At 58.3% G+C, this 14,928-nt stretch carries 13 protein-coding genes; 11 read left to right on the top strand and 2 right to left on the bottom strand.

Features of this window, described 5'->3' with window-relative positions:
- The first annotated feature begins 72 nt into the window (after positions 1–72).
- The gene (locus tag GSQ81_RS07375; protein ID WP_158910136.1) at positions 73–1,359 is read left to right on the top strand and encodes a hypothetical protein; all 1,287 of its coding nucleotides are present in this window, start codon (positions 73–75) and stop codon (positions 1,357–1,359) included.
- A gap of 136 nt (positions 1,360–1,495) precedes the next feature.
- Positions 1,496–2,596, top strand: coding sequence for an ABC transporter permease (locus GSQ81_RS07370; protein ID WP_158910135.1), 1,101 nt, complete (start codon positions 1,496–1,498; stop codon positions 2,594–2,596).
- 40 nt (positions 2,597–2,636) lie between these two features.
- Here GSQ81_RS07370 and GSQ81_RS07365 read toward each other — a convergent pair whose 3' ends face one another.
- On the bottom strand, positions 2,637–3,749 hold the full coding sequence (locus tag GSQ81_RS07365) for an acyltransferase (protein ID WP_158910134.1): 1,113 nt from the start codon (positions 3,747–3,749) through the stop codon (positions 2,637–2,639).
- Positions 3,750–4,034: 285 nt separating this feature from the next.
- Here GSQ81_RS07365 and GSQ81_RS07360 point away from each other — a divergent pair, with 285 nt between their 5' ends.
- The 9 genes from GSQ81_RS07360 to GSQ81_RS07320 all read left to right on the top strand — a co-directional run bounded on the left by GSQ81_RS07360 (position 4,035) and on the right by GSQ81_RS07320 (position 13,180).
- Complete coding sequence (locus GSQ81_RS07360; RefSeq protein ID WP_158910133.1) at positions 4,035–5,948, top strand: hypothetical protein; 1,914 nt, start codon at positions 4,035–4,037, stop codon at positions 5,946–5,948.
- A gap of 366 nt (positions 5,949–6,314) precedes the next feature.
- Positions 6,315–6,767 (top strand): 50S ribosomal protein L13, encoded by a 453-nt coding sequence (gene rplM, locus GSQ81_RS07355; protein WP_158910132.1) that lies wholly within the window; start codon positions 6,315–6,317, stop codon positions 6,765–6,767.
- 123 nt (positions 6,768–6,890) lie between these two features.
- Positions 6,891–7,286: a 30S ribosomal protein S9 gene (gene rpsI / locus GSQ81_RS07350; RefSeq protein WP_158910131.1), complete on the top strand. Its 396-nt coding sequence runs from the start codon at positions 6,891–6,893 to the stop codon at positions 7,284–7,286.
- 308 nt (positions 7,287–7,594) lie between these two features.
- Positions 7,595–8,515: a 30S ribosomal protein S2 gene (gene rpsB / locus GSQ81_RS07345; RefSeq protein WP_158910130.1), complete on the top strand. Its 921-nt coding sequence runs from the start codon at positions 7,595–7,597 to the stop codon at positions 8,513–8,515.
- 118 nt (positions 8,516–8,633) lie between these two features.
- Complete coding sequence (gene tsf, locus GSQ81_RS07340) at positions 8,634–9,302, top strand: translation elongation factor Ts (protein ID WP_158910129.1); 669 nt, start codon at positions 8,634–8,636, stop codon at positions 9,300–9,302.
- A gap of 435 nt (positions 9,303–9,737) precedes the next feature.
- Complete coding sequence (locus tag GSQ81_RS07335; protein WP_158910128.1) at positions 9,738–10,319, top strand: carbonic anhydrase; 582 nt, start codon at positions 9,738–9,740, stop codon at positions 10,317–10,319.
- Positions 10,320–10,497: 178 nt separating this feature from the next.
- Entirely contained in the window at positions 10,498–11,139 is a 642-nt protein-coding gene (locus GSQ81_RS07330; RefSeq protein WP_158910127.1) for an NAD(P)-dependent oxidoreductase, read from the top strand.
- 53 nt (positions 11,140–11,192) lie between these two features.
- Positions 11,193–11,897, top strand: a complete 705-nt coding sequence (gene pyrH, locus GSQ81_RS07325; protein WP_158910126.1) for a UMP kinase — start codon at positions 11,193–11,195, stop codon at positions 11,895–11,897.
- Between the two features lie 128 nt (positions 11,898–12,025).
- Positions 12,026–13,180 carry an acyltransferase gene (locus GSQ81_RS07320; RefSeq protein ID WP_174237948.1) on the top strand — a complete coding sequence of 385 codons (1,155 nt, stop codon included), beginning with the start codon at positions 12,026–12,028 and terminating at the stop codon, positions 13,178–13,180.
- A gap of 449 nt (positions 13,181–13,629) precedes the next feature.
- Here the strand turns inward: GSQ81_RS07320 and GSQ81_RS07315 are convergent, their stop codons facing one another.
- Positions 13,630–14,892, bottom strand: a complete 1,263-nt coding sequence (locus GSQ81_RS07315) for a beta-propeller fold lactonase family protein (RefSeq protein ID WP_158910125.1) — start codon at positions 14,890–14,892, stop codon at positions 13,630–13,632.
- Between the last annotated feature and the right edge of the window lie 36 nt (positions 14,893–14,928).

The raw sequence follows: 14,928 nt of genomic DNA, 5'->3' as shown, positions 1-14,928 counted from the left end.
CCCGTACACTGTTAGCTGCACCAAGCAACAGGCAGTCGGTCGTGACAGCAAAAATAATCATGGAGAGAACCTATGACTGGAGAGCAGACTCTCGTCGCTCGAGCAGCTCTTGGCATCTTTGCCGGCGCCGTCAGCATCCCAGCCGTCCGAAGCCGCCGTCTGCACGATCTGCCGCGTCAGGCTTTCGAGCGCCTTATCACCATCTCCTTTATTGCCAGCCGAATCGGGCTTTGGCTCTTTGTCTTCTTTGTCCTGCGCGTCTCTCCACGAGGAGATGTGACCATCTACATGGGAGAGGCCCAAAAAGCTCTGCTCCATCTCATGCCTTACAGGGACTTCGTCTCCAGTTATGCCCCGCTTCATTCCTACATGGACGCGCTTCTGGTCGGCTTCTTTCGAACGCCGCTCTCGCTGATCCTCTTTGCGATCCTTGTTGAATCGCTTTTGCTCCCTCTCTGGTTTCGAGCAGGCCGCACTTTTCTCTCTGACCGCGAATTGCGCACCGGCGCCATCCTGTACCTGACCAGCGCGGTCAGCCTTCAGTTTGTCGCCATCGATGGACAGGACAACATCATCATCGCCGTCCTGCTCGCGCTCGCCATGCTTCTGGTCCAACGGCGGCGAGCCTTCTCTTCAGGAGTTGCAGTGGGCGTTGGAGTCGCGTTACTGAAATTTCTACCTTTGCTTTACGTTCCGGCGTTCTTCCTTGCTGTACCGCGGCGATGGCGCTGGGTCGGCGGGCTCGGAGTTCTTGTCGCTGTCGTCTACGGCAGCGTTGCAATGGCCCATGCTCCGCTTCTTCAGCCCCTGCTGAGGGAGGGCAGCTTAAGGACCTCGGCGGATATCCCTTTCCTTATCGAGGGCGCGACCGGCGCGACCCTGCCTTCCTCTCTCTGGAATGGGCTTTTGCTGGCTCTGCTTGCCCTCACCTTTGGGCTTATCGCTAAAGCCTGCTACAAGGCGAATGAGACTGTGCGGCTGCGCGTGCTCACGTTCGCTGTGCCCGCGCTCACCCTCACGCTCATTCTCTTCGCCAAGAAGTCCTGGCCTCCCTACCTGATGCTGACTCTTCTGCCCCTCTGCCTGCTCATTTCAAACCGCCATAGGCTCGGAGCATTCTTGTTTGCCATCTTTGGCGTGGTCGCCGTGGTGGAGCATAGTTATTACGCCACCATTCTGCACGCGTTCTCCGCTCCAGAGTTTCATCAGGGCCTTCTCGCCCACGACCCGCATTGCCTTGTCTTTCTCGGAATCGAAATTCTCCTGCTCGCAGGCTATGGCTGGCTTCTTTTAGCATCGGTGCAACAGATTGTCGCAGTCGACAGGATCGTTCGCAGGGAGCATCTGCCCGTAAATTAGCGAGGGCATCTTGAACCCGGCGAACGCTCAAAGCCTGCTATTTTCCCGATTTGCTCCATATTGCACCACGCCGTGCAGCAGAGAACTCTGGCCAGCCAAGGTTCCCTGACGCCGCTTCCAATACACTGTTAAGTGTATGAATAAACTGGTTGTCGGTAATCTCGTCCATCGTCCGCTGCGCTCGATCATCAGTGCCTTCGCTGTAGCCATTGAAGTCATCATGATCCTCTCCATCGCTGCCATCATGCTTGGTCAGTTGAATGGTCAGCGCACCAGTCAGAGCGGCATCGGCATGGACATGGTCGTGCATCCCGGTGCAGCCACGAACCTCATCGGCATGTCCGGCGCCGCCGCTTCGATTCAGGTTGCCGATGTTCTGCGCGGCCTGCCTCATGTTGAGGTTGCGGCTCCAGTCAACATCCAGCTAACCTCCGGCAAGACCCTCGAAAACATCTACGGCATCGACTATGCCAGCTATAACGCCCTTCGCCCCTTCGTCTTCGTTGCGGGCGGTCCCTTTCAGCATCCGGATGACCTTATCATCGATGATCTTGAAGCCGCCCGTGGCTTCAAGATCGGCGACACCGTGGAGGTCTTGCACCATCCCTTCCATATCTGCGGTATCGTCCAGCATGGCAAAGGCGGTCGCAAGTTCATCCCCATCACGACCATGAACGAGATCGGCGGAACTCCCGGCAAAGCCAGCATGTTCTACCTCCGCACCGAAAACAATCCGCAATTTCAGGCCGACGTTCGCAAAGAGGTCCTTGCTACTCCTGGTATGCAGGAATACAACATCGAGACCCTTGCCGAACTGCTCGCCAATCTCTCCCCGGAAAAGCTGCCCGGCTTCAACATCGGCCTTCACGTTGTCATCGGCATCGCGGTGCTCATCGGCTTCCTCGTCATCTTTCAGTCCATGTACACCGCCGTCATGGAGCGCACCCGCGAGATCGGCATCCTCAAATCGCTCGGCGCCTCCCGCCTCTACATCATTACGGTGGTGCTGCGAGAGACCGGCTTGCTGGCTATTTCGGGGATCATCCTTGGAGTGGGCCTCACCTATCTCATGCGGGCCATCTTCCACTACAAATTCCCAACGCTGGCGTTCGCAGTTACGCCGGAGTGGGTCGCGACTGCGGTCGTCATCGCCTTTAGCGGCGCTATTCTGGGGGCCTTCTATCCTGCTATCAAAGCAGCACGCAAAGATCCTATCGACGCTTTGTCTTATGAGTAGAAATTGAGCGATTCGCAGATGCGATCAGCAAGCAGGCGGCTCACGCAGGCCTCGACTTGATGAACGTATAGCGTTCCTTCAGCCGCAGGAAGGGCCTCTCCAAAAATTGATAGGAGAGTGCAGCCACGCCGATCGTAAGCGCGAGATCGAGGGCGCCGCTGAAGGGCGAGCCTCTTAGGCCTGAATGCGGCCAGTGCTTCGCCGCTGAAGAGATCGAGTCGCCGATAAATTCATGGAAGACGTACAGGCCATACGATATCTGCCCAAGATAGCGCAGGCCCTTTGGTATCAGCGAAGCCTTCAATCCCAGGAATCCCAGGAAGATGAGCACCGTGCCGGCGAGGATCATGCCATACATCACGCACAGCCTCGCGGCGCCGGGATGAACATCGATATGGCGGGTCACATGGGTAGAAGCCATCCAAAGGGCCACACCGCCCCCCACGCAAGCTATGCGCCAATACACTCTCAGCTTTGGAACTCGCGCACGCAGCCCGATCGCTAACATGCACCCGGCAGCAAAAAACTGGAACTGCACCAGGCTGTTCGTCCACACCCTGATGTTCACGCTGGCGTCATGTTGTCCCAGCCACGCCAGCACACCATACGACACGATGAAAAAGAGAGCGGAGACCGCCCAGATTGCACGCCTGCCGCCATGCTTCATGATCGTCGGAATCAGCAGATAGAACTGCTCCTCGACCGAGATGCTCCATAAAGGCGAGATGGGATTCAGGGTAAAGCCAAAATAACTTGTGTACCAGTTGCCGGCCAGCAGAAGAAACGCGAGGACACGGTAGTGTTCCACTCTGAAGTGTGGCATGACGATGCCAAAGACTACGCCAAAGCCTAGAAATACAAAATAGAGCGGCCAGATGCGCAGCACGCGCCGTATGTAAAACGCCTTCAGGTGAACGCTGTTCGTCTCATCGCGTTCTTTGCACAGCAGCTCCGTAATCAAATAGGCGCTCAGCAGAAAGAAGAGGCAAACCCCATAAGCGCCGGCCTCCTTCAACTCTTGAATACGCGCGGGGAAAATTCGATCGAGGCCCAGTGTGAAGGGCACATGGTGCTGAAAGACGCACAGAAAAGCGAAGAACCGCAACGCATCCAGTTCTGGCCGATAGAATCTGCTGGGTTTGCGTTCCGGCATGAGTCCTTTTGCGAGGGGATTTTTATATCTTAGTGCATTCGCGATAGCTGCCTTAAGTGTAGCCGCTCTATGGGAACGACAAACCATCGCTCAAAAGATTGGACGACGAAATCCATCATGAAGCGTGAGCCATCGTTCTGAAATCGCATTTTGTAACATTCGTCTCCAATCCTTGACGCAGCTTGAGGGACTCAGTAGCCTTAAAATCTCGTCGCCTTTGTTTTCCTGCCGCAAGGCGTACTTCCTCTCATTTCGCTCCTCGACAAACAGACAGGTGCCCATCGAATGAATGCCACAATCCTGCTTCAGTTTGCTGTAGCGATTCTTTGGTGCGCCGGGCTCTTCGCGGCCATCTCCGGTTATGGTGCTCTCCTCCTGCGACTCTTCGGTGTGGGCCGCCCTGCATTCGCGCTCGCAGCAGTCTCGGGATTCAGCGCCACCATTCTGATCGGCGGAGTCCTCAACCTTCTGCATGCCATTACCGTTCCGGTGCTCTTCGGATTCAGCATCATCGGAGTCTTTGCACTCCTTCTGCTTCGCCTCATCGACAAGCAGCCGGCGGAGCTTGAAACTCCCGCGCCTTCGAGTGGGAACATTCAGGTCAAGCTGCTGCTTCTGTTCTTTGCCCTTGTCTTCGTTGTGCGTGTCGCAGCCACCGTCCACACTGCGCATTACCAGCAGGAGGACGACTACAACTTCTATCTGGCCGCGCCAAAAAAGATGCTCCAACTGCACGAGTACGCTCCGGACCCATTCAGCGAGCGCCGCATCATGGCAAGCGTCGGCGGCAACTACTTTCTGCAAACTCTCGTGCTCACCAAGCTCCCCCTCGAAGACGTTCAGATGGCCGACCGCGCCCTTGGCCTGCTTCTCCTCGCGGTCGTAGCCTTCGGTCTCGCAGACGAGTTTGACCTGACGCTGCTCCAGCGGGCAGCCCTTGCCGTCTTCGTGCTCATCACGCCGCAGCTCCAGTTCAACCTGACCTTCGTTCTTCTCCCCAGTGCCCTCTTCTTCGGCCTGGTCTACCTGGCCTCTCATCGAAGCCTGCTAGCCGAGTACAGAAACCTGCAGGCATTGCTGCTCGGCATGACGACCGCTGCCATCGCCTCGACCAAATCCACCTATCTTCCTCACGGTGTGCTGTTCGTCCTCTGCATCGCCGTCCTTGTCTTCAGTCGACGAGGCACCGCCGCAGGCCTTCGCATGGTCGTCATCGGAGCTGCGGGCTGCCTGCTCGTCCTCGCTCCCTGGATGGTCGCCCAGCACGCCACCTCCGGAACATATTTTTATCCATTGCTCGGCAAGGGCTTCCACTACAGCAGCTATGGACTCTACCCGCCGCCATCCGGCTTCAACGCGAAGATCATCCTTCACAAAGTCCTGCCGTTCAACCTTCCCCTTCTGGTCATTCTTCTTCTTGAATGGTTCTGGGGCGAGGATGACGAGCAGACCCGCGCTATCGCCGCCCTCACCGCCGCCACGCTGATCGCTTCGGTACTCGTCGGCATCGCCACCGGGGGAGACTCTGTTCGCCGTTACAACTATCCCGCGATCGTCCCGTCGGTCCTTCTTCTCTATGTAGTCTTCAGCCGCCGCGTGAACCATCTTCCTCTCGTGAGCAGATGGCGCCTTATCCAGGGCTGTTCCGCCGTGCTTGCCGTCGCCACCGCCCTCTATATAGGACTCAACTCCTGGACGCACGAGTACAGCAGGACCGCGCAAAACCTTCGCACCAGCTTCTCCGGCTACTCGATTGTGTCTCCCTCGGTTCGTCTCCAGTACGCCGCCATGGAGCGCGCCATCCCCACCGACTCCGGCGTCATAGCCACCGTGGACGACACCTTTCTTTTGGACTACCGCACCCATCACATTGATATCGCTGACTTTCCCGGCGCTGCCAGCCTTCCGCCCGGCTGGCCCGGTCGCTCCGACGGAGAGGCTCTGGCCAGCTATCTCCTCGCCCACCACATTCGCTATCTGGCCCACTCCTATAGCGACGATGAGTCCGAACAAAGCCACCTCATCTCCGTCATGAACGACAGGAGCGTTACCCAGTGGATCCGAAGCGAGGACGAGATGATGCTCGACAGCCACCGCCAATACAGCGAACTGTCCCGTACCCGCCGTCACCTCTACGACGACGGCTCCCTTTACGTCCTCGACCTGGCCATCCCAGCCGCTCAGTCGGCGGCGAATTGAGCATTTTCATTGACGAATCCCCGGCCTTTAGGCTAATCTTGAATCTCGCGCAGTCTCGCGTCCGTGCGTCTATGTAGGTCTATCTCCATAGGTAAGGCGGGCGAAAGAGATATCGTGGTGGACTCACTTGGGGTAGCCAACGTTGCACGGCCGCTCCCGAAGCACCCACTTCCCAGGCTGATTTTTCAAGGCTTTGTGCGTTGCCCTATGCGGAATGGCCTCTTTTACGTTCGAGGGTACTCTCTCGTCGTCAGGTCTTTCGTGCTGTAACTCGTTCTATTTTTTGTGAGAAACACATTCGATCCACCTTTCTTCATGCACCACGCCGAACACTGAAGACGGCAGAACCAGGGAGTAAACATAGCAATGTCCACCACTATCCCCAGCGGCAAAGATATTAAGCGCAAGTGGTTTGTCATCGACGCCACCGGCAAGACCCTCGGTCGTCTTTCCACGCAGGCCGCAAGCGTTCTCGCAGGCAAGCTCAATCCGCTCTACACCCCTTATATCGATATGGGCGATCACGTCATCGTCATCAATGCCGAAAAGATCGTCCTCACGGGCCTCAAGTCCAACACCAAGCTCTATCGCCGTTACACCGGCTTCCCCGGCGGTCTGCGTGAAGAGTCCTTCGTCAAGCTGCTCGCCCGCCGTCCTGAAGCAATCGTCGAGCAGTCGATCAAGGGCATGCTTCCCAAGTCCAAGATGGGCCGTCAGATGGCCACCAAGCTCAAGGTTTACAAGGGCAGCCAGCATCCGCATCTCGCCCAGCAGCCCGTAGCGATGGATTTTCACGCCTCCAACGCTCCTAAGGCCTAGTTTTTATGCGCGGCGGGCATTTGTCCGCTGAACAAGCGTTTTGTTAAAGGCACGGCTTCAACCGTGCTGCACAGAGCAAGAGATTTCGGGGCTTTAGCCCCTGAGGCAAGTTCAAGGAGCACCATGGCAGATCTGATCCAATACTACGGAACCGGCCGTCGCAAGTCTTCGATTGCGCGCGTCTTCCTGCGTCCCGGCAGCGGCAACTTCACCGTCAACAAGAAGGACGTTGACGTCTACTTCGTCACCGCCCAGCAGCGCGCCGCAGCCCGCCGCTCGCTCGGCATCGCCGACATCGGCGAGACCTTCGACGTTATCACCACCGTTAAGGGTGGCGGCGTCATGGGACAGGCCGATGCCGTCAAGCTCGGCATCGCCCGCGCTCTCATGGTCTTCAATCCTGAGCTGCGCAAGGCGCTCAAGGCAGAAGGCCTCGTTACCCGTGACTCGCGTGGTAAAGAGCGTAAGAAGTATGGCCAGAAGGGCGCTCGCGCTCGCTTCCAGTTCTCGAAGCGATAAAAAGAGCCTTTCAGCAAAGTCTTTTGCAGTTGCTTTTGTTCTCGCAGTGTTAAGGGCACGGCTTCAGCCATGCCGCTACTTCTCACCTCGGCGGTGCGGCTTTAGCCGCCGAGGTACAGTTTTCGATTCGGCCTCGCTGCTCTACCGGCCCGGATCAAGAAGCATCCGGCGAAAATGTATCGCCGTCAGCACCACCCTTCCAGCTCACCGGAAGGCAAGGAGTCAAATCTCCCGCGCTTTCTCATAAAAGCGGGATCAATCCAGGCATCGGAGCATTTCGGTCCGGCTGTCTTAACCAAGGAGCCTCTATGGCAAGTATCACAATGAAGGAACTGCTCGAAGCTGGTGTTCACTTCGGGCATCAGACCAAGCGCTGGAACCCCAAGATGAAGGAATACATCTTCGGCGAGCGCAACGGAATCTACATCATCGACCTGCAGAAGACGCTGAAGATGTTCAAGGAAGCGTCCAAGTTCGTCACCGACCTTACCTCCACCGGCAAGCTCATTCTCTTCGTCGGCACCAAGCGCCAGGCGCAGGATGCCATCGCCGAAGAGGCCACCCGCGCAGGCATGCCTTACATCAACAGCCGCTGGCTGGGTGGTCTGCTCACCAACTGGGTCACCGTGCAGAAGTCGGTCAAGCGCCTTACCGAGTTGGACGACATGTCCACCGATGGCCGCTACGAGCTGCTCACCAAGAAGGAAGTCATCAAGCTCGAGCGCGAGCGCAAGCACCTGACCACCAACCTCGCCGGTATCAAGACCATGAAGCGCCTCCCTGACGCGATCTTCGTCGTTGACTCCAACAACGAAGCTATCGCTGTCGCCGAGGCCCGCAAGCTCGGTATCCCGGTCGTCGCCGTCGTCGACACCAACTGCGACCCGACCGTGGTCGACTACGTGATCCCCGGCAACGACGACGCTCTCCGCGCCATCCGCCTCTTCACCACCAAGATCGCGGACTCGGCCTACGAAGGCGTCCAGATGGTCTCCGAGCGTGCCTTCGCCAGCGAAGTTGCTGATGTCCAGCAATCTGAAGTTGCCGCTGAGCATGTAGGCGAAGAGGGCGAAGTTGCTGAGGTTCAGGCCTCCGCCAGCCCCGAGGCAGCCGTCGAAGACGACGAAAACGTCGATCTCGAAGCCGTCCTCGGTGGTGGCATCCGCAAGGCGCCATCTGCCGCGACCATCGACGAGCCTGAGACCATCGCTGCCGAGACCGGAGCCTAAAACCCCTGCGTTACGGGCGCGCATTATCCAGCCCGTAACAGCGTTTTATTACCTTGATTGGGGGCGCGGGCCGAAGCCTGCGCCCCTTTTCGCAGAAACCGTACCTAAGGAAACTCGAATGTCCACGGAAACCCCAGTAAAGATCGACGCAAAACTCGTCAAAGAACTCCGCGAAAAGTCCGGCGCCCCCATGGGCGACTGCCTGAAAGCGCTGCAAGAAGCCCGCGGTGAAATTGAGGCCGCCTTCGTCGTCCTGCGCAAGCGCGGCATGGCTTCGGCTGCCAAGAAGGCCAGCCGCTCCACCAACGAAGGCGCGGTCGGAACCTACATCCACGCTGGCGGCAAGATCGGCGTCCTGGTTGAGCTCAACTGCGAGTCCGACTTCGTCGCTCGCACTAATGATTTCCAGGAGCTGCTCCGCGACGTAGCCATGCACATCGCCGCCACCGATCCGCGCTATGTCCGCCGCGAAGATGTCACCGAAGAAGACATCGCCCGCGAGAAGGACGTCTACCGCGCCCAGGCCGCTGCCAGCGGCAAGCCCGCGAACATCGTCGAGAAGATGCTCGAAGGCAAGATGAGCAAGTTCTACGAGGAAGTCTGCCTGCTCGACCAGCCCTTCATCAAGGAGCAGACCCAGACCATCGCACAGCTTATCGCCAGCAAGGTCGCCAAGCTCGGCGAAAACATCAGCGTCCGCCGCTTCGCCCGCTTCAAGGTAGGCGATCCCAACTGGACGGTAGCCACCACCGCTCAGGTCGCAGCCGCCGAAGAAGCCTCGGCCTAACCCGCACAAAACTTTTACGAAAGCCCGGACACTAGTCCGGGCTTTCGTTCATCGCAAAACTTACAAAAACGTCGAATGTGCCAGTTTGAATGGTTTTGCTAAGGGCACGGCTGAAGCCGTGACATAAGAACTCGAAAATAGTGAGAGGCTTTAGTCGCTGAGGTACGTTTTGTTCAAACTTACCCACTACCCCGGAACCTGCCCTCTTGACGTCCTATCCACCCTCCACTACTCTCCAACCATGCATCCTGCCGTAGCAGCCCGTTATTGTTGTCCGTCCAGCTTCTAGCTGACGACGCCTTTTCTGGGCTCCGCGCAGTATCTCTTTTTGAAATCTCCATTAGCCAGCCATCCGCGTACGAGCACGCTGGTTCTGTCTCGATATCCACAAGACGGAATCTCATGTCATCCACCAAGCCCCCAAGGAGCACCAACATGAGCAAGGTCCTCACCGAAGTTATCTCCGCCAACGAAGCCTACGCCAGCCAGTTCGGCGACAAAGCCAAGCTCGCGCTCCCACCAGCCCGCGGCTTCGCCATTCTCACCTGCATGGATGCGCGCCTCGACCCCGCCAAATACGCCGGACTCGCCGAAGGCGACGCGCACGTTATCCGCAACGCTGGCGGCCGCGCCAGCGACGACGCCATCCGTTCCCTCGTCATCAGCTACAAGCTTCTCGGCACCAAAGAGTTCTTCGTCATCCACCACACCGACTGCGGCATGCTCTTCTTCACCAACGAGGTCATCCGTGGCCTTCTCGCCAACAGCCTTGAAACCGCGGCGCTCACCGCCGAAGGCTTCAAAGACATCGGCAAAGGCCCCGGCTCTACCGCCGCTGAGTTCGTCGAATGGCTGACCATCAAAGATCAGGCCCAGTCCGTTCTGGCCGACGTAACCCACATCCGCGCCAGCCCTCTCGTGCCGAAGTCCATTCCAATCTATGGCTATATCTACGACGTGCACTCCGGCAAGCTCATCGAGGTGCCAGCCGCAACCGAAGCTGGCCGCGCCCATTGAACTGTTGCCCACATAAGCAGCGAGCCGCCTCAAAACCAAAATCAAGCCTGTGAATAAACCCGGGCTTTTAAACTCGCGTCCAACATTTTCTTTTTCGTAGGGTAGGGGATGCGAATGACGTGGATGCACAAGTCGTTTCCGTCCATCCCAACATCTCATGACTAACGGGAGAAATCACATGCAAATCGTCCTCTACGGAGCCACCGGACACGCTGGCAACCGCATCCTCACCGAACTCCTTAGCCGCGGCCACCAAGTCACCGCGATTACCCGAGACCCCGCAAAGATCGCGCCTCAGCCCAACCTCACCATCAAGCAGGGAGACGTAAACTCCGCCGCCGCCATCGCCGCCAACATCAAGGGAGCCGATACCGTCGTCAGCGCCTACGCTCCACCCGCCGACAACACCGACCAGATCCTCCCCGTCACTCAAAATTTCATCGATGCCGTCAAGCAAGTCGGCACCTCCGGCAAAGCCCCGCGATTCCTCTACGTTGGTGGAGCAGCCAGCCTCGAAGTCGCTCCCGGCGTCACCCTGCTCGACAGCGGCCATCTCCCCGCCGAGTGGCAGCCCATCGCCAAGTCCCACATCGACGCGCTCGCCCTCATCAAAAAGTCCGACATCAACTGGACCAGCTTCAGCCCGGCCGCCTTCTTTGCTCCCGGCGAGCGCACAGGCAAGTTTCGTCTAGGCAAAGACCAGCTCATTACTGACGCCGAGGGTAACAGCAAAATCTCGATGGAGGACTACGCTATCGCCCTCGTCGATGAGCTCGAAAAGCCGCAACACGAACGCCAGCGTTTCACCATCGGCTACTGATCACAAGCCGACCCAAAACCCCAAGCCGCTGCCATGCGATACTTAAGCCTGATATGTACAAGCGAGTCCTCCTCAAGCTCTCCGGAGAAGCCCTTGCCGCAGGCAGCGGCTTCGGCATCGACGCAATTTTCATTCACAAAATAGCCGAAGAGATCGCAGACGCTCACGCGCTCGGCTGCCAGATCGGCATCGTCGTCGGCGGAGGCAACTTCTTCCGCGGCGTAGCCCAGCAGGCCATCGACATGGACCGCGTCGCCGCCGACCACATGGGCATGCTCTCGACGGTCATCAACTCCATCGCGCTGCAGGACGCCATCGAAAAGCGCGGCCTCACCTGCCGCGTCATGTCTGCCATCGAGATGCACCAGGTCGCCGAGCCTTATATCCGCCGCCGCGCCATGCGCCACCTCGAAAAGGGCCGCATCGTCATCTTCGCCGCAGGCACCGGCAACCCTTACTTCTCGACCGACACCGCCGCCAGCCTCCGGGCAATGGAAATTAAAGCGGACATCCTACTCAAGGCGACCTCCGTCGACGGCATCTACACTGCCGACCCCAAGACCAACCCCGACGCCACCAAGTTCGACCAGATCACCTATAACGATATCCTCCGCCTCAACCTCCGCGTCATGGACACCACCGCCGTCTCTCTCTGCAAGGACAACAATATGCCCATGATGGTGTTCAGCATGAAGGAGCAGGGAAACATCGTCCGCGTCGTCGGCGGCGAAAAGCTCGGTTCGCTCGTCACCGCCTAAGCCATCGTTCGCAAAGCATCCCTGTATCGGGAGCCGAAGTTGCGTCATTTTCCTGTTGTATTGACCGCTGCCCAAAGCACGATCCAAGCATCTACCTTAAATATTAGTTAGAAACAGGAATCCGCCCTTTGCCAACCGCCGCCACTGCCGTTGCCACGCCGCTCAAGACGACCCGCAAGCCGCCTCTTCCGGCACTCACCGGCATCCGTACCCTGCTCGCGCTCAGCATCGTCCTCTTCCATTTCACGCCCTCGCACCTCGGCCCGCTCTATCCCTTTGTCGATAACGGCTACATCTTCGTCGGCGTCTTCTTTCTTATCTCCGGATATATCCTCACGTACAACTACGCCGACCGCGGCGCCAGCTTCAACAAGCGCAACTTCTGGGTCGCCCGCTTTGCCCGCCTCTACCCTATCTATCTGCTCGCCCTTATCGTCTCTGTCAAGATGCTCGAAGATGAGTGGGCCGTCCGCAGCCATGCCGAATTTTGGAAGGGAATCGTCCTCACCCCCTTTCTGCTTCAGGGCTGGAGCCCCAACCTCGCCACCTTCTGGAACACCGTCGCCTGGACGCTCTCCTGCGAGGTCATGCTCTACGCCGCCTTTCCCTGGCTCATCCGCATCCCCTGGCCCAAGACGGCAAGTCGGCTTATCGCTCTTCTGCTCGCTATCTGGGCGATCGGAATGGTGCCGCACAGCCTCTATCTGTTGCTTAACCCCGACCACCTCGACGGCCCGGTCACGCGCTACAGCTCCACCTACCTCATTCGCTTCCTCAAGTACACGCCGCTACCCTATATCTGCACCTTTCTGGTGGGCGTTGTGCTGGGCAAGCTCCAGCATGTGCTCGACATCACGCCTCGCCAGCGCTTTGCCATCGCCGCCACCAGCGTTGGAGCCCTCCTGGTCGTCTTCTACGGTTTTGTTGAGCACCTGCCGTACCTGCTGATGCATGGCGGCCTGCTCATCCCGCTCTTTGCTGCCCTTGTGCTTGGCCTCAGCGGAGTCAACCCAGTGGCTGCCGTCTTTGCCTGTCGTCCGCTGCTGATCGTCGGCGAGAGCAGCTACTGCCTCTACCTGCTGCACTTCAATGTGCTGATCCTCGTGCGCAAGTACCACCTGTCGCAGCACCTGCACCTGGCGGCGTTCGATCCCTGGTTCTCCTACGTCTTCGTGGTCCTCTTTTCGCTGGCCGCCTTCCGTTTTGTCGAGAACCCAGCCCGCAGATTGATCCTCACCCACCTCTCCACCCGCCCACGCGCCACCCAAACCGCTTCGTCCTAAAGCATTGTCATCGCTGCCGATGCACTGGCTGCCCTTTATAGTTGCACTTGCTTCTGGGTACGCCAAGGCTTCAGCCCTGGCCTCTCTCTCCCAGCACCTCAAGGGCTCTTAGCCCCTGGGGTGTGCCTTCCCTTTTCCAGCGACAGAGCTCCCTGCTGTGGAAAACTCTGTCAAGTCATAAATCATGCAAATTCCATAAAATCAGCAACATACAATTGCAAAAAAGCTCCACTCCTCTGCTACAGCTAATCTCAGTGAGTAAAGCCAATTGAGTCTGACCATCGCTCCGGACTTTCGCATTTAACTGGAGCGTCTCTAAGTCGAGGGAAGTCCCTTTCTTCGAAGACTTTGGCACCTAAATAGGGGAGAGGGCATATTTGCCAGACTCGCCCGCAGGCAACAAAAAGCCCCGCAATCGCGGGACTTTTTGTTGTGGCAACTGCGTGTTGTTAGGGGTTGATGATCTGGTTGGGATGACCGTACGAGCCATTCGCCACAGCTACTGCGCAGGTCGGCAGACCGGAGGTGGGGAAGGGCGTGTTCTGGACTGCGGTCAGGCCGCCATTGTGCGAGTTGAGCGCTTCGCCCGAGACCGTTCCGTCCAGGTAGTTCGAAACGTACAGGTACTTGCCCAGTGCCGGCTCGATGGCGATGCAGGTGGGGGTGGTTCCAACTGCCGTCGTGGCCGAACCTACGGAGCCAACTGGCGCGCCGGTTGCGACATCGATGGCATAGGCGCTCACTGTGTTGTCGTTATAGTTGGCGACGTATAGATACTTGCCGCGCGGATCGACGGTCACGCTGACCGGGAAGGTACCCGTCGCGAACGGACCATTGGTCATCGTGGAAAGCTGTCCATTGGTTCCGGTCAGGTAGCCATAAAGCTGGTTGGTGGCCTTGTCGGTGACATAAACGAACCGTGCCGAGGGGTCCTCAGCAATCGCGCTGGGGGTCGTGCCGGCCGGATAGCCATTGGTAACAGGGACGCCGTTCAGAATCACGGTGCCGTCCGTGGTCGGCGTCAGAGCGCCCGTGGAGGTGTTTTCAGCGTAGCCAAGAATGACACCCAGCGGGCTGGCGGTGGATGCATTCTCCTGATCCAGCACGTAGACATAGCTGTTGACCTTGCTGGTCACGATGCCGACCGGGAGGTTGCCGACGTTCTGCGTCGTCGCCGTGCCAAGGCTGCCGTCTGCGTTGATGGGGAAGATGGTGACGCTGCCTGGTCCAGGGGAGCCAGCCGTGTAGAGTTGCGTGTTATTCGGCCCGTTCTGGTAGGTGTTGGTGACATACAGGAACGTGCCGCCAGCATCGATGGCTGCTGCTGTCGGCAGGCTGCCGGTCGTGTTGTAGGTGTTCTTGAGGTACAGCTTGCCGTCGGTCCCGATGGAGAACTCCATCACGGTCGAGTCGTCATGGTTGACGACATAGATGAACTGGCCGTTTGCGCTGGCCGGTCCGGCAACCAGGGTGATCGGCTTCTTGCCAGCCGCGATCGGGGAGTCAGCTAGCGGTGTCAATGCGCCGGATTGATAGTCGACGGCAAACGCGCTGACGCCGCCGGCGGTCGAGGAGGCCGCCGAGAGAGGGGCCGCGGTGGTCACGTAGACGTATGCCAACGTGTAGTCGCGGCTGCAAGCCGTTACGCCAAGACCAATTGCAAGAGACAAAATCGAGGCCAGTGCACCACGGCCTATGTTATTCAACTTCATGCTTACCTGGCTCCGGGGCAAATCGTTTCCGCCCGC

Source organism: Granulicella sp. L56 (genome assembly GCF_009765835.1).
GTDB lineage: Bacteria > Acidobacteriota > Terriglobia > Terriglobales > Acidobacteriaceae > Edaphobacter.
Note: the sequence above shows the minus strand (reverse complement) of the source record. Positions and strands in the feature narration are given on the sequence as shown.

Bases quoted from the DNA above. Each gene is read 5' to 3' on its own strand.
- GSQ81_RS07365 (WP_158910134.1), bottom strand. From the start codon at position 3,749: ATGCCGGAACGCAAACCCAGCAGATTCTATCGGCCAGAACTGGATGCG.
- GSQ81_RS07315 (WP_158910125.1), bottom strand. From the start codon at position 14,892: ATGAAGTTGAATAACATAGGCCGTGGTGCACTGGCCTCGATTTTGTCT.
- rpsI (WP_158910131.1), top strand. From the start codon at position 6,891: ATGGCAGATCTGATCCAATACTACGGAACCGGCCGTCGCAAGTCTTCG.
- pyrH (WP_158910126.1), top strand. From the start codon at position 11,193: ATGTACAAGCGAGTCCTCCTCAAGCTCTCCGGAGAAGCCCTTGCCGCA.
- GSQ81_RS07375 (WP_158910136.1), top strand. From the start codon at position 73: ATGACTGGAGAGCAGACTCTCGTCGCTCGAGCAGCTCTTGGCATCTTT.
- GSQ81_RS07335 (WP_158910128.1), top strand. From the start codon at position 9,738: ATGAGCAAGGTCCTCACCGAAGTTATCTCCGCCAACGAAGCCTACGCC.
- GSQ81_RS07370 (WP_158910135.1), top strand. From the start codon at position 1,496: ATGAATAAACTGGTTGTCGGTAATCTCGTCCATCGTCCGCTGCGCTCG.
- tsf (WP_158910129.1), top strand. From the start codon at position 8,634: ATGTCCACGGAAACCCCAGTAAAGATCGACGCAAAACTCGTCAAAGAA.
- GSQ81_RS07360 (WP_158910133.1), top strand. From the start codon at position 4,035: ATGAATGCCACAATCCTGCTTCAGTTTGCTGTAGCGATTCTTTGGTGC.
- GSQ81_RS07330 (WP_158910127.1), top strand. From the start codon at position 10,498: ATGCAAATCGTCCTCTACGGAGCCACCGGACACGCTGGCAACCGCATC.
- rplM (WP_158910132.1), top strand. From the start codon at position 6,315: ATGTCCACCACTATCCCCAGCGGCAAAGATATTAAGCGCAAGTGGTTT.
- rpsB (WP_158910130.1), top strand. From the start codon at position 7,595: ATGGCAAGTATCACAATGAAGGAACTGCTCGAAGCTGGTGTTCACTTC.